Genomic DNA, 19,229 nt, shown 5'->3' on the forward strand with positions numbered 1-19,229 from the left:
CCGCGCTATTGGGGCCGGAGTGTAGGCACGGGCTATCTGGAGAACGATCGAGTTGGTTACTGTTCGTCGTTGGTCTGGAGTTGCCCGTGCCTACCGTTTCAGTATTGCCTGTGTCGTCGGTTCCAGAGGTGTTCGACCGCTGGAGTCCTGGTGAGCGCAGCGAGCTCATCGGATCGGAGTTTCTCGATGTGTTGGCCTCGGTGCCAGACCCGAGGGACCCACGCGGTCGGAGGTATTCGCTGATGGCTTTGTTGGCGATCGCGGTTCTGGCCACTGCCGCGGGGATGCGCGGCTATGCTGGTTTTGCCACATGGGCGGCCACCGCTCCCGATGATGTGTTGGCCCAATTAGGGGTCCGGTTCCGGCGGCCCAGTGAGAAGACCTTCCGCGCTGTTTTGTCTCGGCTAGACCCCGCCGACCTCAACGCCAGGATGGGCAGTTACTTCACTGCACACGTGGCCAGCAGCGACCCCAGTGGATTGGTGCCGATCGCGTTGGACGGCAAGATGCTGCGTGGTGCTTTACGCGCCAAAGCGACAGCCACGCATCTCGTGTCGGTGTTCGCCCACCGTGCCCGATTGGTGCTCGGTCAACTCGCTGTCGCCGAGAAAAGCAATGAAATTCCCTGCGTACGTGCCCTGCTCACGCTGCTGCCGGGTAGCTTGCGGTGGCTGGTCACCGTGGATGCGATGCATACCCAGGTCGTCACCGCGAAGTTGATCTGCGCCACCTTGAAGTCGCACTACCTGATGATCGTCAAGTCCAACCAAGCCAAAATACTTGCGCGTATCACCGCGCTGCCCTGGGCCGAGGTGCCCGCAGCCGCTACCGACGACTCCCGCGGCCACGGCCGTGTCGAGACCCGCACCCTGCAAATCATCACCGCTGCACGAGGAATCGGCTTCCCCTACGCAAAACAAATCATCCGGATCACTCGTGAACGCTTGATCACCGCCACCGACCAGCGCAGCGTGGAGGTGGTCTATGCCATCTGCAGCCTGCCGTTCGAGCACGCCCGCCCTACCGCGATCATGACCTGGATGCGTCAACACTGGGGAATCGAGAACAGCCTGCACTGGATACGCGACGTCACCTTCGACGAAGACCGTCAAAGGGCACATACCGGAAACGGCGCACAGGTCCTAGCAACGCTACGCAACACCGCGATCAATCTGCACCGCCTCAACGGCGCCGACAACATCGCCGAAGCCTGCCGGATCACCGCTTTGACCGCCAACCGCCGCCTAGACCTCCTCAATCCACAATTCCCCAGCTCACAAGCCTGCTAATCAACAACGCCGGAGCCCTGCTTTTTCATCTCGTGGAAAATCGAGGATGCCACGCGCGTCTCCGTTTGTTCATTTAGCTGGCCACAGGGATGCGTACCGAGAGCGAAGATTACACGATTTGGGGCGTTGCAGGGCCGTCGTCAACCAATTAAATTTTTGACGCACAGCAACGATGATGCCCCGTGGTCCACCGGGAAGTGAGGCCCCCGGCGGGCGGGTGCGGACCAACTCCATCTGGGTCGGCCGCGCGCCGCGGCGCTGCCGGTCGCAGCAGTCAAAGCCGTTGGACCATAGCGTGATTAGAACTCCGTTCTGGAGCACATCCATCAGTGGATGCTCGGCGCTGCGGCGTGATCGCCCGGCCGGCGAACCGCTCACCGATGCCAGCGCACTTTGGAGATGGCGAACGGTCCGCCCCTCGGTGGTCCGGACAAATCCCGCCCAGGCTGGATCCCCCGCACCGAGGCGGCTGGATTGAACGACGTTTCACCGTCAGTTGACGGCCGGGACCACAATCGCGGGGTGACCGTGGCAGTCGGCGAGATCCGCGAACCCGGTCACCGCACAGCGGGGGCCACGCTACAACGTTGAATCCCGACCGAGGCGGTCGAACTCGGCCAGCAACGCGTCGAAGTTGGCCGGCCGCACCTCTACCGACTCATCTCGCGTGGTTGCGGCGATTCGGATAGTGCGCCGGATCTGGTCCACATAGACGCGGCACGCCTGGCACCCTCTGGTGTGCTGTTCGAACCGGTCCAGGTCAGACTCGTCGAGCGCATCCTCGAGATAGTCGGTCACCAGAGCCACCGCGTCCGAGCAGGTAATACGTAGTTCGTTGGAGATGAAGTCGCCATCAGTGGTCATGGAAATACTCCTCCAGTATTGCGCGCAGGGCGGTGCGGCCACGGTGCAGCAGGACCCGCTGATTGACCGCTGAAATGCCCAATGCCTCGCAGGTTTCCTCGCCCGACCACCCCTCGAGATCGCGCATCGCTACCACCTCGCGTTGAGCGCCGGGCAGCTTCTGCAGCGCTTCGACTACCACGGAGCGAACCTCTGCCGACAACAGTCTCTGCTCGGGCAGTAGGTCCCATCGGACCGGCACATCACGCCAATGGTTGGGTCCTAGTTCGGGATCGATCAGCCGCTCGGGATCGACGGATGGACGTGGGTCGACCTCGGGTCCGGCGTTCGTGAAGGGCACCGTATTGGCTTCCTTACGGGCCAGCGTGTGCACCTGGTTGAGCACGACCCGGAACATCCAGGTTCGAATGCTGGCCCGACCTTCGAACTTGCCGATGGAGCGCACCGCCGAGACCCACGCGTTCTGGACCGCGTCCTCGGCTGTCGCCCGCGATACATAGATGCTGGCCAGCCTGACCAGCGGTGCGTGAAGTGTTTCGACCAGGGCGCGAAACGCTTGCCCGTCGCCGGCCTGCAAAGCAGCGATCAGATCGCTTTCGGTTGCCCATCGATCATCGACGATGGTTCGTTTGGGAACCGCCACTGGTGTCGAATCCTCACTCCGCCGACAGAACCTTGCGCCTGCGGTGTAACGCCGCAGGGGTTGTCGGTGTCCAAACAGTACCCGTCGTGCTTGCGGCGGCGGGCCGGAAACAAATCGACACCCATGGAGGAATAGTGAGCACTCTGCCCCTCGTGACTGAGGCCGACGCAACACCCGAACAGGCGACAGCGCTTGCGGCGGTGAAGCAAGCGTTGGGTTCGGTCCCCAATCTGAGTCGCGCGATGGCCAATAGCCCCGCACTTCTGCATGGCTATCTCGGGCTTGCCGGAAGCCTCGATGGCGGCACTTTGCCCAGGTCCACCCGTGAGCGCCTGGCAATTGCCATCGCCCAGTCCAATACCTGCTCGTACTGCTTGTCGGCGCATACCTACACCGGACAGAGACTGGCGGGTCTGAGCGCCGAGCAGGCGGCGGCAGCACGCAAGGGCGACGCGGACGACCCAAAGGTGGCGGCCATTCTCGCGTTCGCCGTGGCGGTCAATGAGCAGCGCGGCCGGATCGATGAGTCCGAGCTTGCCGCGGTGCGTCATGCTGGAGTCAGCGACGCCGAGATCGCCGAGGTCCTCGGTCATGTGGCGCTTAACGTGTTGACCAACTACTTCAACAACGTTGCGGGCACCGAGATCGATTTTCCGCGGGTGTTGGCGTAGTTGATTGGGCGGCTTGGCGGTAGCCCGCCCTGTTGGTGGGTTCCGCCGAGCGTGCTCGCGGTGTTCGGAGTTGTGCTAGATCTGGTCGCGGTGGGCTGTGGCGTGGCTCAACGCTTCACCAATTATGTTGTGGTGGAACTGATGACGACGTCGACATCGGCGAGTGCGTCACGATCGAACTCGCCGCTCTCGGGGCTCAAGTGCAGCTCTTCGGAATTGGCTGGTACTCGGTGGACGATCCGAAGCACGCGGTGATCGGCCACGCGTAGTGCCGCTGCCAACGCCGAGCCGATCAAGCCGGACGAACCCGTAATGGCGGCAACGGCTTTGCCCACGCTCTCGGAGCCCCAGGTTGGCCTCGAAAGCTCCCTTTGGCAGGCGGTGCTGTCCTTGGACCGAAGCCGATGAGGAGTTGTCTCGTCGACGATCTCCGCCTCGGGCAGTGTCGCCAGTCAGGTCACGCGCAGCGACGGGAGCGAGCATCGTGATGTGTTCGGTGATTTCGGTTTTGAGGCCAGCAATCTCGGTGGTCAGCATCCGCTACGGGTGGCCGATGAGTCGGGCTGACATCGTCGCTGGCCCGGGGCCGGACACCGGCAGAAACGGATACGCTTTGATCCCATCGGCGGGCGGCTTGGAAGTTTGGTAACGAGGATTCTTTGGCGAATCCGTAGTATCATAAAACTCCTGAATGCACTGCCATAGTAGACACCGGATAATCGAGTTGTCTGATTAGCGTTGTGGCAATGTATTCATTAGTTGCCGGAAATTGTCGGATTAAGCGATGGCGTGGAAGCCGGGCTTGATGATGGAGGACGCGTCGATTGCCACGCAAGCGTAGCGCGGCAATCGATCGAAGATTTGAGTTGTGTTGGATTTGTCGGTGCGACGCTGGGCGTTGGTGTCTTGTCCGCGGCCAGTGCTATCGGAATGGTCGCCTCGGCAACGATGATTGGGGCGGGATTGTCTAATATCGACAGTGGTGAATTGGACGAGCGGCAGCTCGCAGATTGGTTGATTGGAAAAGTCGGCCTGTACCTCAACATGTCTCCGGGCTCGGTTGACGTTGATCTTCCGTTGCCTGAATGTGGAATTGACTCGGCTATGAGTCTGTCTTTATGTGCTGATCTTCAGCGTGAGCACGGTATCGAGGCAGATGCGACCATCGTCTGGGACTATCCGACGATCCGTGCGATGGCTGCGCATCTGATATCCGGCGAATTTTGACACAGATCGCGAGGTGCGCGGACGCATCCTAGGTCCGCTGAAGAAATCGTGGCTACTCCGAGGTTCAGGGCCGTTACTAAGAGTGAATATTTGGGAAAGTTGTTGTGCGGGCAAGCCGTGCTGGGTTTTGTCGCGGGAGAGTGAAGTTGCGCTCGTATGGTTTGTTGCGATTGCGGGTGTGTGAGTGTCGGGTTCTCAGGGCTCCGGCGTTGTTGATTAGCAGGCTTGTGAGCTGGGGAATTGTGGATTGAGGAGGTCTAGGCGGCGGTTGGCGGTCAAAGCGGTGATCCGGCAGGCTTCGGCGATGTTGTCGGCGCCGTTGAGGCGGTGCAGATTGATCGCGGTGTTGCGTAGCGTTGCTAGGACCTGTGCGCCGTTTCCGGTATGTGCCCTTTGACGGTCTTCGTCGAAGGTGACGTCGCGTATCCAGTGCAGGCTGTTCTCGATTCCCCAGTGTTGACGCATCCAGGTCATGATCGCGGTAGGGCGGGCGTGCTCGAACGGCAGGCTGCAGATGGCATAGACCACCTCCACGCTGCGCTGGTCGGTGGCGGTGATCAAGCGTTCACGAGTGATCCGGATGATTTGTTTTGCGTAGGGGAAGCCGATTCCTCGTGCAGCGGTGATGATTTGCAGGGTGCGGGTCTCGACACGGCCGTGGCCGCGGGAGTCGTCGGTAGCGGCTGCGGGCACCTCGGCCCAGGGCAGCGCGGTGATACGCGCAAGTATTTTGGCTTGGTTGGACTTGACGATCATCAGGTAGTGCGACTTCAAGGTGGCGCAGATCAACTTCGCGGTGACGACCTGGGTATGCATCGCATCCACGGCGACCAGCCACCGCAAGCTACCCGGCAGCAGCGTGAGCAAGGCACGTACGCAGGGAATTTCATTGCTTTTCTCGGCGACAGCGAGTTGACCGAGCACCAATCGGGCACGGTGGGCGAACACCGACACGAGATGCGTGGCTGTCGCTTTGGCGCGTAAAGCACCACGCAGCATCTTGCCGTCCAACGCGATCGGCACCAATCCACTGGGGTCGCTGCTGGCCACGTGTGCAGTGAAATAACTGCCCATCCTGGCGTTGAGGTCGGCGGGGTCTAGCCGAGACAAAACAGCGCGGAAGGTCTTCTCACTGGGCCGCCGGAACCGGACCCCTAATTGGGCCAACACATCATCGGGAGCGGTGGCCGCCCATGTGGCAAAACCAGCATAGCCGCGCATCCCCGCGGCAGTGGCCAGAACCGCGATCGCCAACAAAGCCATCAGCGAATACCTCCGACCGCGTGGGCCCCTCGGGTCTGGCACCGAGGCCAACACATCGAGAAACTCCGATCCGATGAGCTCGCTGCGCTCACCAGGACTCCAGCGGTCGAACACCTCTGGAACCGACGACACAGGCAATACTGAAACGGTAGGCACGGGCAACTCCAGACCAACGACGAACAGTAACCAACTCGATCGTTCTCCAGATAGCCCGTGCCTACACTCCGGCCCCAATAGCGCGGCACCAAAGATCATCAACCCAGCTCACAAGCCTGCTAATCAACAACGCCGGAGCCTTGCAGGGTGTGCAGTCGTGGGTCACTTGGCAATGGATTGATGTGTCCCAGCGAACCTGGGTGACCTGCCTGCTTTGCGCGCAATTGTGGGATAGCGGCCGATCATTTGGGGCCAAAGAAATCGTGGGTCGTTTTGGCGTGTCCCGCGCCGCTGCAAGCCGGGAAAAGATGCATTATGTTCGCCGCCGATTCATCGGGTTGCCGAAGGGCTGGCTAGCGGATTGATGCCCGCCTTCGTCATGTGTGGAATAACGGCCTTGCGGTGCAAATCCGAAGGAGGATTGGGGAGCTTGCGGAAAGGGTATTCCCCATAGACTTTTCGACCTTCGGGGTGATCTTCCGTGGCAACGGCCAAGGCCTCGTGACGGCCGCTTGTTGGTACGAGGGCTCCGTTGGGGCGCCCAAAAGTGTTCCGCTGCAACGGTAGAACATCTGACATGGGCGTGGTCGGGAGCCCTGGGCGGCGGGGTAGGCGTCCGGGTGGGTGGCTTACCAGGGCTCCGGCGTTGTTGATTAGCAGGCTTGTGAGCTGGGGAATTGTGGATTGAGGAGGTCTAGGCGGCGGTTGGCGGTCAAAGCGGTGATCCGGCAGGCTTCGGCGATGTTGTCGGCGCCGTTGAGGCGGTGCAGATTGATCGCGGTGTTGCGTAGCGTTGCTAGGACCTGTGCGCCGTTTCCGGTATGTGCCCTTTGACGGTCTTCGTCGAAGGTGACGTCGCGTATCCAGTGCAGGCTGTTCTCGATTCCCCAGTGTTGACGCATCCAGGTCATGATCGCGGTAGGGCGGGCGTGCTCGAACGGCAGGCTGCAGATGGCATAGACCACCTCCACGCTGCGCTGGTCGGTGGCGGTGATCAAGCGTTCACGAGTGATCCGGATGATTTGTTTTGCGTAGGGGAAGCCGATTCCTCGTGCAGCGGTGATGATTTGCAGGGTGCGGGTCTCGACACGGCCGTGGCCGCGGGAGTCGTCGGTAGCGGCTGCGGGCACCTCGGCCCAGGGCAGCGCGGTGATACGCGCAAGTATTTTGGCTTGGTTGGACTTGACGATCATCAGGTAGTGCGACTTCAAGGTGGCGCAGATCAACTTCGCGGTGACGACCTGGGTATGCATCGCATCCACGGTGACCAGCCACCGCAAGCTACCCGGCAGCAGCGTGAGCAGGGCACGTACGCAGGGAATTTCATTGCTTTTCTCGGCGACAGCGAGTTGACCGAGCACCAATCGGGCACGGTGGGCGAACACCGACACGAGATGCGTGGCTGTCGCTTTGGCGCGTAAAGCACCACGCCGCATCTTGCCGTCCAACGCGATCGGCACCAATCCACTGGGGTCGCTGCTGGCCACGTGTGCAGTGAAGTAACTGCCCATCCTGGCGTTGAGGTCGGCGGGGTCTAGCCGAGACAAAACAGCGCGGAAGGTCTTCTCACTGGGCCGCCGGAACCGGACCCCTAATTGGGCCAACACATCATCGGGAGCGGTGGCCGCCCATGTGGCAAAACCAGCATAGCCGCGCATCCCCGCGGCAGTGGCCAGAACCGCGATCGCCAACAACGCCATCAGCGAATACCTCCGACCGCGTGGGTCCCTCGGGTCTGGCACCGAGGCCAACACATCGAGAAACTCCGATCCGATGAGCTCGCTGCGCTCACCAGGACTCCAGCGGTCGAACACCTCTGGAACCGACGACACAGGCAATACTGAAACGGTAGGCACGGGCAACTCCAGACCAACGACGAACAGTAACCAACTCGATCGTTCTCCAGATAGCCCGTGCCTACACTCCGGCCCCAATAGTGCGGCACCAAAGATCATCAACCCAGCTCACAAGCCTGCTAATCAACAACGCCGGAGCCCTGGGTGGCTTACGAACTCATCGCCTGGTCGCCCGGTGAAGGCTTTGTCGGGTGAAGTCGGTGTCGCTGAACATTCGCGAAATTTACTCTGCTGCAATTAATTAGCGGCGGCCAAACTATGTGTTGGGGCTGCGGCATCCAGATCTTGATAAAACTCCTGACGGCAGGCAACAGAAGTCGATACCCGGCTTCCGGTGAAATCTGGCCCGGGGTGAAGTCGTTTCGTCAATCAGATTGCCTGGGGTTGGATTCGGACAGGTGAAAACGATGGTTTTCTTGTGTAGGTCTGCCACAGCGGATTACGTTTCTTCTGCCGATGAGATCGGGCCTCTTCGGATCACAGACCGTTCATTCTGCGTGGGGATGATGAACATGTCTTTTGTGACCGCTGTGCCCGAGCTCGTCGAGTCGGCAGCCCAGGACTTGGCAGGAATCCGTTCAGCACTGGTGGAGGCCGCTCAGGCAGTAGCAGTGCCGACCACCGCACTGGCGGCCGCGGGAGAAGATGAGGTATCCGCTGCAATAGCAGCGCTATTCGGCACTTTTGGCCAGGAATATCAAGCAGTCAGTGCACAAGCGGCGTCGTTCCACGAGTCTTTCGTCAGGGTGTTGAGCGGTGCTGCGGCCTCGTACGTGGAAGCTGAGGTAGCCAACGGTGCTGCCCTGCTCGCAGGCGAAAGTGCCGCCGCTGCAGTCAGCGGCGGATTTAGCGGTGGGCTGACGGCCGGACTTAGCGCGGAGTTGGCTCTTCAAGCGGCGAACTCCCTCGCGACAGCTTTCGGCTCCGGAGTTTCCGGTCTTGCGCTGCAGACCGGTGGTGCGCTTGTGTCCGGTCTTGGGACCGGTTTGGTTCAAACCGGCGAGGTCATCGTGTCGGCTGGCCAGGCCTTGCAGAACCTCGGTTCGTTCATGGCGGGCGCTGGTGCTGGGTTGAGCGCTCAAGCCGGTGCGGCCCTCACCCAGGCAATGAATTTGGGTGGCTCACTGAGCGCACAGCTTGGGGCTTCCCTGTCGGGCAACTTCAACCTCGCTCTGCCGGAACTGATCGCGGGATTCAATAATGGGCTGGCTGGGCTGATTCAAACCGGCCAGACCATCACGACCAGCCTGATCGGTAGCGCCGGCAGCGGCCTTGGTGCGCTTTTCCAAACCGGCGGAACCGTGCTTACCAACTTCGGGAGCGCCTTGCCCGAATTCGCCGCTCAGCTAAGCGGTGCGATCTCGGCGACCGTTGGCAGCAGCCTGCCCGGCCTCGTCGGTGCGTTCGATAGCGGATTCACCGGCCTGGTCCAGGCGGGCCAGTCCTTGGCGACAAACCTGGCCGGCAGTGTGGGCGCCGGTCTGGATGTGCTCATCCAGACCGGAGAGACCCTGGCAGGCGGCTTGACGGCCAGCCTTAGCGCTCCCGTATTGGCGGCCCAGTTGTCGGCGGCGTTGCAGGCTAGCTTCGGTACGTCGCTGCCAGAGTTGGTTGCTGCATTTACCGGTGGATTGAACGGGCTGGTGCAGGCGGGTCAAACGTTGGCCGCGAATGTGGCGGGCAACTTTGGTGGCGGCCTGAGTGGGTTGTTGGAGGCCGGGCAGGTGTTGATGGCCAACCTGGCAGGTGGGTTTAGTCTGCCGGCGTTGGCGGCCTAGATTAGTGCGGCGTTGCAGGCTAGCTTCGGTGCGTCGTTGCCGGAGGCGGTGGCGGCGTTCACGGGTGGGTTGAACGGGTTGGTGCAGGCGGGGCAAACGTTGGCGGCCAACTTGGTTGGCGGGTTTAGCTTGCCGACGCTGGCCGCTGAGTTGTCGGCGGCGTTGCAGGCGAGCTTCGGTGCGTCGTTGCCGGAGGTGGTGGCGGCGTTTACCGGTGGGTTGAACGGGCTGGTGCAGGCGGGCCAAAGCCTGGCGGCGAATCTGGCGGGCAGCCTTGGTGGCGGGTTTAACGCGTTGATTGAAGTGGGTCAGGCGTTGGCTGCCAATCTGGTTGGTGGGTTTAGTCTGCCGGCGTTGGCGGCCTAGATTAGTGCGGCGTTGTAGGCGAGCTTCGGTGCGTCGTTGCCGGAGGTGGTGGCGGCGTTTACCGGTGGGTTGAACGGGCTGGTGCAGGCGGGCCAAAGCCTGGCGGCGAATCTGGCGGGCAGCCTTGGTGGCGGGTTTAACGCGTTGATTGAAGTTGGTCAGGCGTTGGCTGCCAATCTGGTTGGCGGGTTTAGTTTGCCGGCGTTGGCGGCCCAGATTAGTGCGGCGTTGCAGGCGAGCTTCGGTGCGTCGTTGCCGGAGGTGGTGGCCGCGTTTACCGGTGGGTTGAACGGGCTGGTGCAGGCGGGCCAAAGCCTGGCGGCGAATCTGGCGGGCAGCCTTGGTGGCGGGTTTAACGCGTTGATTGAAGTTGGTCAGGCGTTGGCTGCCAATCTGGTTGGCGGGTTTAGTTTGCCGGCGTTGGCGGCCCAGATTAGTGCGGCGTTGCAGGCGAGCTTCGGTGCGTCGTTGCCGGAGGTGGTGGCCGCGTTTACCGGTGGGTTGAACGGGCTGGTGCAGGCGGGCCAAAGCCTGGCGGCGAATCTGGCGGGCAGCCTTGGTGGCGGGTTTAACGCGTTGATTGAAGTTGGTCAGGCGTTGGCTGCCAACCTGGTTGGCGGGTTTAGTCTGCCGGCGTTGGCGGCCCAGATTAGTGCGGCGTTGCAGGCGAGCTTCGGTGCGTCGTTCCCGGAGGCGGTGGCCGCGTTTACCGGTGGGTTGAACGGGCTGGTGCAGGCCGGCCAAAGCCTGGCGGCGAATCTGGCCGGCAGCCTTGGTGGCGGGTTTAACGCGTTGATTGAAGTTGGTCAGGCCTTGGCTGCCAACCTGGTTGGCGGGTTTAGTCTGCCGGCGTTGGCGGCCCAGATCAGCGCGGCGTTGCAGGCCAGCTTCGGTGCGTCGTTGCCGGAGGTGGTGGCGGCGTTTACCGGTGGGTTGAACGGGCTGGTGCAGGCGGGCCAAACGTTAGCGGCCAACCTGGCGGGCAGCCTTGGTGGCGGGTTTAACGCGTTGATTGAAGTTGGTCAGGCCTTGGCTGCCAACCTGGTTGGCGGGTTCAGCTTGCCGACGCTGGCGGCCCAGATCAGCGCGGCGTTGCAGGCCAGTCTTGGCACCTCATTCCCCGAGCTGATGGCCGGATTCACCGGTGGCTTCACCGGCTTGCTCCAAACTGGACAATCTCTGGCGGGCAACCTCGTGGATAGCTTTGGCGGCGGACTGGATGCGCTAATCCAGACAGGTCAGAACGTCGCGGCCAATCTTGTCGGCGCCTTCAACGCACCGGCACTGCTAGCCGGATTGAATAGCGGGTTGAACGGACTAGTCCAGACCGGCGCGTCGCTGGCTGGGAACCTGGCGGGAGCCTTTGGTGCAGGCCTGCCGGAGCTTGCTACCCAGCTGTCGGCTGCGTTGTCGGCCAGCCTAAGCGGTGACCTGTCGGCGGAGTTGAGCGCCGCGCTGACGGCGAGCCTTGCCAACACGGCGTCGGGGCTGTTGTCAGGCCTGGCGCAGACCGGTGCAAACCTGGCAGGGGGGATCGGGGGAGGACTGTTAGGTCTGATTGGCACCGGCGAAACCCTGGCGAGCAGCCTCGCAGGAGGTGTTTCCGGCTTGCTGGGCACGGGCCAATCGCTGCTGATGATCTGGCAAAACGCCACGGCAGAGGTGACCGGTGCGCTCACCGATGCTGTGGTTGCCAGCATCGGTGTTGGTCTGCCCGGGCTGTCACAGGCCGCGGTCACCCTGTCGACAGGCATCGGCAACGCCAGCGTTGGCCTGACCCAGACCGGAGGCGTCATCGTGAGTGCCCTGGATAACGCAGCTCTTTGAATCACCGGAGACATCAGTGCTGCATTGGCCAATCTTCAACTCGCCATCCAGGCGGCGTTGAACGCGAGTTTCGGAGTTCAGGTCGCTGCCTAGCTGGTGCTGACTACCCTTGAGCTAAGTCGTGGTCGCGACACAGGCCAGAATGGATTTGCGAAATATTGCATAACCATGCAAAATCCTCGAAATGGCCCACGCGACCGATGCAATCAGGGTGGCCGTAGCGGGTGCCAGCGGCTATGCAGGCGGTGAGATCCTTCGCCTTCTGCTGGGGCATCCCGCCTACACCTCGGGACGGCTGACGATCGGGGCGGTGACCGCAGCGGCCAGCGCGGGAAGCGTCCTCGCGGAGCACCATCCGCATCTGTTGCCGCTGGCCCAGCGGATCCTCGAGCCCACCGAGCTCGAGGTGCTCCGCGGACATGACGTGGTATTCCTCGCTTTGCCGCACGGGCATTCGGCGGCGCTGGCCGATCAACTCGGCCCAGAAACTCTGATCATCGACTGTGGGGCCGATTTTCGGCTCACCGATGCGGCGGCTTGGGAGCGGTTCTATGGGTCAGCGCATTCCGGCAGCTGGCCCTACGGACTACCCGAATTGCCGGGTGCTCGGGAGCGGTTGCGTGACACCCGCCGCATAGCGGTTCCGGGTTGCTACCCGACCGCGGCGCTGCTCGCACTGCTGCCCGCGGTGGCCGAGGGCCTCATCGATCCGGCCGTGACGGTGGTCGCCGTTAGCGGTACCTCGGGGGCTGGCCGGGCCGCCAAGACCGACGTGCTCGGCTCGGAAGTCATCGGGTCGGCCCGGGCCTACAACATCGCGGGTGCGCACCGGCATACTCCCGAGATCGCACAAGGCTTGCGCGCGGTCACCGACCGAGACGTCACCGTTTCGTTTACACCGGTTCTTATCCCGACCTCACGTGGCATTTTGGCAACCTGTACCGCGCGTACCCGCTCGCCGATCGCTCGGTTACGGTCAGCCTACGAAAAAGCCTATGAGGCAGAACCTTTTATCTATTTGATGCCGGAGGGTCAGTTGCCCCGCACTGGTGCCGTGATTGGCAGCAACGCGGCGCACATAGCGATCGCTGTGGATGAAGAAGCCGAGACCTTTGTTGCGATTGCCGCAATCGACAACCTGGTCAAGGGCACTGCCGGGGCCGCCGTGCAGTCGATGAACCTGGCGCTGGGCTGGCCGGAGACAGAAGGGCTCTCAGTGGTCGGGGTGGCGCCATGAACGGCTTCGACGACCAGTTGCCGAGTGACCGGGAGCAAGGACTACCGCCTGGCAGCGGGGAGAGTGACACACATGACTGAAGTTGTCAGCGCCGGGCGGCTGTTGCGTAGTCAAGGCATTACTGCCCCGGCGGGTTTCCGGGCTGCAGGCATCGCGGCTGGGATCAAGGCGTCGGGTGCTCGTGACCTCGCGCTGGTATTCAATGAAGGCCCCGACTACTCAGCCGCCGGCGTGTTCACCCGGAACCAGGTCAAGGCCGCACCGGTGTTATGGACGCAGCAGGCGCTAACGACTGGGCAGCTACGTGCGGTGATCCTCAATTCCGGTGGTGCAAACGCCTGTACTGGCCCCGGCGGCTTCCAGGACACGCACGCCACGGCAGAGGCCGTCGCGGCCGCGTTGTCGGACTGGCGAACAGAGACCGGCGCAGTTGAGGTCGCGGTCTGCTCGACGGGGCTGATCGGCGACCGCCTGCCGATGGACAAGGTGCTTGCCGGTGTCGAACACATCGTGCATGAGCTGCATGGCGGCCTGCACGGCGGCGACGACGCTGCCCACGCCATCATGACCACTGACACCGTCGCCAAACAAGTTGCGCTACATCATCAGAGCAAATGGACTGTCGGTGGGATGGTCAAAGGAGCGGGCATGCTGGCCCCCTCGCTTGCGACCATGCTTTGTGTGCTCACCACCGACGCGGTCGCGAGTTCGGCGGCACTCGAGCAGGCGCTGCGTAGGGCAACCGCGCGTACGTTCGACCGGCTCGACATCGACGGCAGCTGCTCGACCAATGACACGGTGCTCTTGCTGGCATCGGGTGCCAGCGAAATAGCGCCGTCGCAAGCAGATCTCGATGAGGCGGTACTACGAGTTTGCGATGACCTCTGTGCTCAACTGCAGGCTGATGCCGAAGGCGTCACCAAGCGCGTCACCGTCACCGTGAAGGGCGCCGCCACAGAAGAGGACGCACTGATCGCCGCGCGGGTGATCGCTCGTGACAGCTTGGTCAAGACCGCGCTGTTCGGATCCGACCCGAACTGGGGGAGAGTTCTGGCAGCGGTCGGGATGGCCCCCATCACCCTCGACCCCAATCGAATCAGCGTGCTATTCAATGGCTCTGCCGTCTGCATCGACGGCGTTGGTGCCCCGGGCGCGCGTGAGGTGGACCTCTCGGCCACCGATACCTATGTCACCGTCGAACTTGGCGTCGGCGATGCTCACGCGGCAATCCGAACCACCGATCTGTCCCACGCCTACGTCGAAGAGAATTCGGCATACAGCTCATGACGATTGAAACGTTGTCCACCCAGTCCAAGGCCCAAGTGCTGGCCGAAGCGTTGCCCTGGCTCAAGCAGTTGCACGGCAGGGTTGTCGTTATCAAGTACGGCGGCAACGCGATGACCGACGACACATTGCGGCAAGCATTCGCTGCCGACATGGATTTCCTGCGAAACTGCGGAATTCATCCGGTGGTGGTGCACGGTGGTGGGCCACAGATCACCGCCATGCTTGGCAAGCTCGGCATCGAGGGTGACTTCAAAGGCGGATTCCGGGTCACCACACCGGAAGTCCTCGACGTGGCGCGGATGGTGTTGTTCGGACAGGTCGGTCGCGAATTGGTCAACTTGATCAACGCGCACGGGCCCTATGCGGTGGGGGTCACCGGTGAAGACGCACAGCTGTTCACCGCAGTGCGGCGCAGTGTGAACGTCGACGGTGTCGCTACCGACATCGGCCTGGTCGGTGACATCGACCATGTCAATGCCGTGGCGCTGATGGATCTCATCGCCGCACATAGGATTCCGGTCATTTCAACACTGGCTCCGGACGCCGAAGGCGTGGTGCACAACATCAACGCGGACACCGCCGCCGCCGCCCTCGCGGAAGCCCTTGGAGCCGAGAAACTTCTGATGCTTACCGATGTGGAAGGCCTCTATACCAGCTGGCCCGACCGGGATTCATTGGTCAGAGAAATCGACACGGCGGCTTTGGAACAGTTATTGCCCAGGCTGGAGGCGGGCATGATCCCCAAGGTCGAAGCATGTCTGCGGGCGGTCACCGGTGGGGTGCCCAGCGCGCACGTCATCGACGGGCGTGTTGAACATTGCGTGCTGGTCGAGCTGTTCACCAATGCGGGGACCGGCACCAAGGTGGTGTCCGCATGACGCATACCGAAGACACGCGGGCCCGATGGGAAGCCGTGATGATGAACAACTACGGCACCCCGCCCGTGGCATTGGCCAGTGGCGAAGGCGCGGTAGTTACCGACGTCGACGGTAAGAACTACGTCGACCTGCTGGGCGGCATCGCGGTCAACATACTCGGCCATCGCCACCCCGCCGTCATTGAGGCGGTGACTCAGCAGATGTCGACGTTGGGCCACACCTCCAACTTGTATGCCACCGAGCCCACCAACGCGCTCGCCGAAGAATTGGTCACGCTGCTGGGCGCTGAAGCGCCGGCGCGGGTGTTCTTCTGCAACTCTGGGACCGAGGCCAACGAGGCTGCGTTCAAGCTGTCTCGGCTTACCGGTCGTACGAAACTTGTTGCTGCGCAAGAGGGTTTTCACGGCAGGACGATGGGATCGTTGGCGCTCACCGGACAGCCGGCCAAGCAAGCGCCGTTCGAGCCGTTGCCCGGCTACGTTACTCACGTCCCCTATGGGGATATCGACGCGTTGGCCGCCGCCGTCGACGACGAGACTGCCGCCGTGTTCCTCGAGCCCATCATGGGGGAGAGTGGTGTCGTCGTGCCGCCGGAGGGCTACCTGCTGGCGGCTCGCGAGATCACCGCACGCCACGGCGCGCTGTTGGTGCTCGACGAGGTGCAGACCGGAATCGGCCGCACCGGAGCCTTCTACGCGCACCAGCATGACGGCATTACTCCCGATGTCGTGACACTGGCCAAGGGGCTAGGGGGAGGATTGCCCATTGGGGCGTGTCTGGCCATTGGCCCAGCGGCGGAGTTGCTGACACCGGGGTTGCACGGCAGTACGTTCGGCGGCAACCCGGTTTGTGCCGCGGCGGCGTTGGCGGTGCTGCGGGTAGTGGCCTCCGAAGGTCTGGTGCGCCGCGCCGAAACGCTAGGCAAAACATTCAAACAGGGCGTCGAGTCGTTGAGCCATCCGTTGATCGACCATGTGCGCGGGCGCGGATTGCTCTTGGGCATTGTGCTGGCAGGCCCGCACGCCAAGGCGGCGGAGGTGGCCGCGCGCGAAGTCGGCTACCTGGTAAATGGCGCTGCGCCCAACGTTGTCCGGCTCGCGCCACCATTGGTCATTACCGAACCCCAGCTCGAAGGCTTTGTCGCCGCGCTGCCGGGAATCTTGGACAACGCGGGAGCATCAGCATGATCCGACACTTTCTGCGTGATGACGACTTGTCGCCTACCGAGCAGGCCGAAGTTCTGCAGCTGGCGGCCGAATTGAAGCGGGAACCGTTCAGCCGCCGTCCCCTGGACGGGCCGCGGGGAGTGGCGGTGATCTTCGACAAGAATTCCACCCGCACCCGCTTCTCCTTTGAGATGGGTATCGCCCAGTTGGGTGGGCATGCAGTGGTTGTCGACGGTCGCAGCACCCAGCTGGGCCGCGAGGAGACCCTGCCCGACACCGCAAAAGTGTTGTCTCGCTTTGTTGATGCCATTGTTTGGCGCACCTTCGGCCAGGATCGCCTGCAGGCCATGGCTTCCACCGCGACGGTGCCCGTGGTCAATGCGCTGTCCGACGAGTTCCACCCCTGCCAGGTGCTGGCCGATTTGCAGACCATCACGGAACGTCGGGGCTCCTTGAAAGGCTTGCGGTTGTCCTACTTTGGTGACGGCGCCAACAACATGGCGCATTCACTGATGTTGGGCGGGGTCACCGCGGGCATGCATGTGACAGTTGCCGCTCCCGACGGATTTCACCCCGACCCGTCGGTCGTTGGCGCCGCGGAGCAGCGTGCCGAGACGACCGGTGCCTCGGTGCGGCTCACCGCTGACGCCCACGTGGCCGCGGCCGGCGCCGATGTCCTGGTCACCGATACCTGGACGTCGATGGGCCAGGAAGACGACGGGCTCGACCGCGTCAAGCCCTTCCGTCCATTCCAGGTGAACGAGCAGCTGCTGGCGGCGGCCGATTCCGAAGTCGTTGTGCTGCACTGTCTTCCGGCGCATCGAGGCGACGAGATCACCGACCAGGTGATGGACGGTCCGGCCAGCGCGGTGTGGGACGAGGCGGAGAATCGGCTGCATGCGCAGAAGGCGCTGCTGGTGTGGTTGTTGGAGCGGGGGCGATGAACGGCGCCAAACAAGCACCCGAGATCAGTGTCAATCGCGCTGGTCGGCAGGCCCGAATCGTGGCGATTTTGTCCACGGAGTCGGTGAGCAGTCAAAGTGAATTGGCCGCGTTGCTAGCGGTCCAGGGGATCGAGGCGACCCAGGCTACGTTGTCTCGTGATCTCGAAGAGCTCGGCGCGGTGAAGCTGCGCGGCGCTGATGGTGGGGTGGGTGTCTACGTGGTGCCAGAAGACGGTAGCCCGGTGCGCGGGGTGACTGGGGGCACCGGACGGCTGGCGCGGCTGTTGGGTGAGCTGCTGGTGTCCTCCGATGCCAGCGCCAACCTCGCGGTGCTGCGCACCCCGCCCGGCGGGGCGCACTACTTGGCCAGCGCAATCGATCGTGCGGCGCTACCGTACGTGGTCGGCACCATTGCCGGCGATGACACTGTGTTCGTGGCTGCTCGTGAGCCGATGACCGGGGCCGAGTTGGCAATCGCCTTGGAAAAATTGAAGTAGGACCTGAAATACACTGCTGCCGGTTCGGCGAAATGAAGGAGTTGGTTCATGTCAGAACGCGTCATCCTGGCGTATTCCGGCGGTCTGGACACCTCGGTGGCCATCAGCTGGATAGGCAAGGAGACCGGCCGTGAGGTCGTGGCTGTTGCGATTGACCTCGGCCAGGGTGGCGAGGACATGGAGGTCGTGTGTCAGCGAGCGCTCGATTGCGGTGCCGTCGAGGCGGTCGTGGTGGATGCTCGCGACGAGTTCGCGGAGGGCTACTGCCTGCCCACCATCTTGAACAATGCCCTCTACATGGACCGCTATCCGCTGGTGTCGGCCATCAGCCGGCCGCTGATCGTCAAGCATCTGGTGGAGGCGGCACGCGAGCACGGCGGTGGGATCGTCGCGCACGGGTGCACGGGCAAGGGCAATGACCAGGTGCGATTTGAGGTCGGGTTCGCGTCGCTGGCTCCCGATCTAGAGGTGTTGGCACCGGTTCGCGACTACGCCTGGACCCGGGAGAAGGCGATCGCATTCGCCGAAGAGAACGCGATCCCGATCAACGTCACCAAGCGCTCGCCGTTCTCGATCGACCAAAACGTGTGGGGCCGAGCTGTCGAAACCGGCTTCCTCGAGCACCTGTGGAACGCGCCCACCAAGGACGTCTACTCCTACACCGAAGATCCGACCGTCAACTGGAACACCCCCGATGAGGTGATCGTCGGCTTCGAACGCGGCATGCCGGTGTCGATCGACGGCAACGCGGTCACGATGCTGCAGGCCATCGAGGAGCTCAACCGCCGGGCCGGGGCCCAGGGTGTCGGGCGCCTCGATGTCGTCGAGGACCGCTTGGTGGGCATCAAGAGCCGGGAGATCTACGAGGCGCCCGGGGCCATGGTGCTCATCACGGCCCACGCCGAGCTCGAGCACGTCACCCTCGAGCGTGAGCTGGCCCGATTCAAGCGGCACACCGATCAGCGCTGGGCCGAGCTGGTGTACGACGGACTGTGGTATTCGCCGTTGAAGACCGCGCTGGAGAGCTTTGTCGCCAAGACCCAGGAGCACGTGTCTGGTGAGATCCGGCTGGTGTTGCACGGCGGTCACATCGCCGTCAACGGCCGGCGCAGCGCGGAGTCGCTCTACGACTTCAACCTGGCCACCTACGACGAGGGCGACACCTTCGACCAGTCGGCTGCCAAGGGGTTCGTCTACGTGCACGGCTTGTCGTCCAAACTCTCCGCCCGCCGGGATCTGCAGTGAGCCGCTACTGCCGAGCAGACGCGAAATCGCAGATG

At 62.8% G+C, this 19,229-nt stretch carries 17 protein-coding genes and 1 pseudogene; 13 read left to right on the top strand and 5 right to left on the bottom strand.

Features of this window, described 5'->3' with window-relative positions:
- The first annotated feature begins 86 nt into the window (after positions 1-86).
- The gene (locus SHTP_RS10225) at positions 87-1,289 is read left to right on the top strand and encodes an ISAs1-like element IS2404/ISMul1 family transposase (protein ID WP_420811867.1); all 1,203 of its coding nucleotides are present in this window, start codon (positions 87-89) and stop codon (positions 1,287-1,289) included.
- Between the two features lie 579 nt (positions 1,290-1,868).
- Here SHTP_RS10225 and SHTP_RS10230 read toward each other — a convergent pair.
- Together SHTP_RS10230 and SHTP_RS10235 are read right to left on the bottom strand one after the other, a co-directional pair.
- Positions 1,869-2,153 (bottom strand): zf-HC2 domain-containing protein, encoded by a 285-nt coding sequence (locus SHTP_RS10230; RefSeq protein ID WP_015356190.1) that lies wholly within the window; start codon positions 2,151-2,153, stop codon positions 1,869-1,871.
- Positions 2,143-2,796: an RNA polymerase sigma factor gene (locus SHTP_RS10235; RefSeq protein WP_096370515.1), complete on the bottom strand. Its 654-nt coding sequence runs from the start codon at positions 2,794-2,796 to the stop codon at positions 2,143-2,145. The genes SHTP_RS10230 and SHTP_RS10235 overlap by 11 nt, the downstream gene beginning before the upstream one ends.
- A 152-nt stretch (positions 2,797-2,948) precedes the next feature.
- Between SHTP_RS10235 and SHTP_RS10240 the strand changes: the two genes are divergently transcribed.
- Positions 2,949-3,467: a carboxymuconolactone decarboxylase family protein gene (locus tag SHTP_RS10240; RefSeq protein ID WP_096372411.1), complete on the top strand. Its 519-nt coding sequence runs from the start codon at positions 2,949-2,951 to the stop codon at positions 3,465-3,467.
- Positions 3,468-3,604: 137 nt separating this feature from the next.
- On the opposite strand, the pseudogene SHTP_RS10245 reads toward SHTP_RS10240, so the two are convergent.
- Positions 3,605-3,802, bottom strand: a pseudogene (locus SHTP_RS10245) (NAD-dependent epimerase/dehydratase family protein); the annotation flags it as partial.
- A gap of 424 nt (positions 3,803-4,226) precedes the next feature.
- Here SHTP_RS10245 and SHTP_RS10250 point away from each other — a divergent pair.
- On the top strand, positions 4,227-4,694 hold the full coding sequence (locus SHTP_RS10250) for an acyl carrier protein (protein ID WP_231991353.1): 468 nt from the start codon (positions 4,227-4,229) through the stop codon (positions 4,692-4,694).
- Between the two features lie 216 nt (positions 4,695-4,910).
- On the opposite strand, the gene SHTP_RS10255 is transcribed toward SHTP_RS10250, so the two are convergent.
- Positions 4,911-6,113: an ISAs1-like element IS2404/ISMul1 family transposase gene (locus SHTP_RS10255; RefSeq protein ID WP_420872984.1), complete on the bottom strand. Its 1,203-nt coding sequence runs from the start codon at positions 6,111-6,113 to the stop codon at positions 4,911-4,913.
- Between the two features lie 653 nt (positions 6,114-6,766).
- Positions 6,767-7,969 (bottom strand): ISAs1-like element IS2404/ISMul1 family transposase, encoded by a 1,203-nt coding sequence (locus SHTP_RS10260; protein ID WP_420872985.1) that lies wholly within the window; start codon positions 7,967-7,969, stop codon positions 6,767-6,769.
- Positions 7,970-8,481: 512 nt separating this feature from the next.
- Between SHTP_RS10260 and SHTP_RS10265 the strand changes: the two genes are divergently transcribed.
- The 10 genes from SHTP_RS10265 to SHTP_RS10310 all read left to right on the top strand — a co-directional run bounded on the left by SHTP_RS10265 (position 8,482) and on the right by SHTP_RS10310 (position 19,194).
- Entirely contained in the window at positions 8,482-9,747 is a 1,266-nt protein-coding gene (locus SHTP_RS10265; protein WP_157756307.1) for a PE family protein, read from the top strand.
- A gap of 12 nt (positions 9,748-9,759) precedes the next feature.
- Complete coding sequence (locus SHTP_RS10270; RefSeq protein WP_096370521.1) at positions 9,760-10,113, top strand: hypothetical protein; 354 nt, start codon at positions 9,760-9,762, stop codon at positions 10,111-10,113.
- Between the two features lie 36 nt (positions 10,114-10,149).
- On the top strand, positions 10,150-11,940 hold the full coding sequence (locus SHTP_RS28800; protein ID WP_231991754.1) for a hypothetical protein: 1,791 nt from the start codon (positions 10,150-10,152) through the stop codon (positions 11,938-11,940).
- 184 nt (positions 11,941-12,124) lie between these two features.
- The gene (gene argC, locus SHTP_RS10280) at positions 12,125-13,177 is read left to right on the top strand and encodes an N-acetyl-gamma-glutamyl-phosphate reductase (RefSeq protein ID WP_096370522.1); all 1,053 of its coding nucleotides are present in this window, start codon (positions 12,125-12,127) and stop codon (positions 13,175-13,177) included.
- A gap of 72 nt (positions 13,178-13,249) precedes the next feature.
- A complete protein-coding gene (gene argJ / locus SHTP_RS10285) occupies positions 13,250-14,464 on the top strand; it encodes a bifunctional glutamate N-acetyltransferase/amino-acid acetyltransferase ArgJ (RefSeq protein WP_096370523.1) in 1,215 nt (404 codons plus the stop codon).
- Positions 14,461-15,342, top strand: a complete 882-nt coding sequence (gene argB, locus SHTP_RS10290) for an acetylglutamate kinase (RefSeq protein ID WP_096370524.1) — start codon at positions 14,461-14,463, stop codon at positions 15,340-15,342. Before argJ ends, argB begins: the two co-directional genes overlap by 4 nt.
- Positions 15,339-16,529: an acetylornithine transaminase gene (locus tag SHTP_RS10295; RefSeq protein WP_096370525.1), complete on the top strand. Its 1,191-nt coding sequence runs from the start codon at positions 15,339-15,341 to the stop codon at positions 16,527-16,529. The genes argB and SHTP_RS10295 overlap by 4 nt, the downstream gene beginning before the upstream one ends.
- Positions 16,526-17,452, top strand: coding sequence for an ornithine carbamoyltransferase (gene argF, locus SHTP_RS10300; protein ID WP_096370526.1), 927 nt, complete (start codon positions 16,526-16,528; stop codon positions 17,450-17,452). The genes SHTP_RS10295 and argF overlap by 4 nt, the downstream gene beginning before the upstream one ends.
- Positions 17,449-17,949 carry an arginine repressor gene (locus tag SHTP_RS10305; RefSeq protein WP_011739767.1) on the top strand — a complete coding sequence of 167 codons (501 nt, stop codon included), beginning with the start codon at positions 17,449-17,451 and terminating at the stop codon, positions 17,947-17,949. The genes argF and SHTP_RS10305 overlap by 4 nt, the downstream gene beginning before the upstream one ends.
- 48 nt (positions 17,950-17,997) lie before the next feature.
- Positions 17,998-19,194: an argininosuccinate synthase gene (locus SHTP_RS10310; protein ID WP_096370527.1), complete on the top strand. Its 1,197-nt coding sequence runs from the start codon at positions 17,998-18,000 to the stop codon at positions 19,192-19,194.
- The last annotated feature ends 35 nt before the right edge of the window (positions 19,195-19,229 follow it).

This window comes from Mycobacterium ulcerans subsp. shinshuense (genome assembly GCF_002355775.1).
GTDB classification, from domain to species: domain Bacteria; phylum Actinomycetota; class Actinomycetes; order Mycobacteriales; family Mycobacteriaceae; genus Mycobacterium; species Mycobacterium marinum.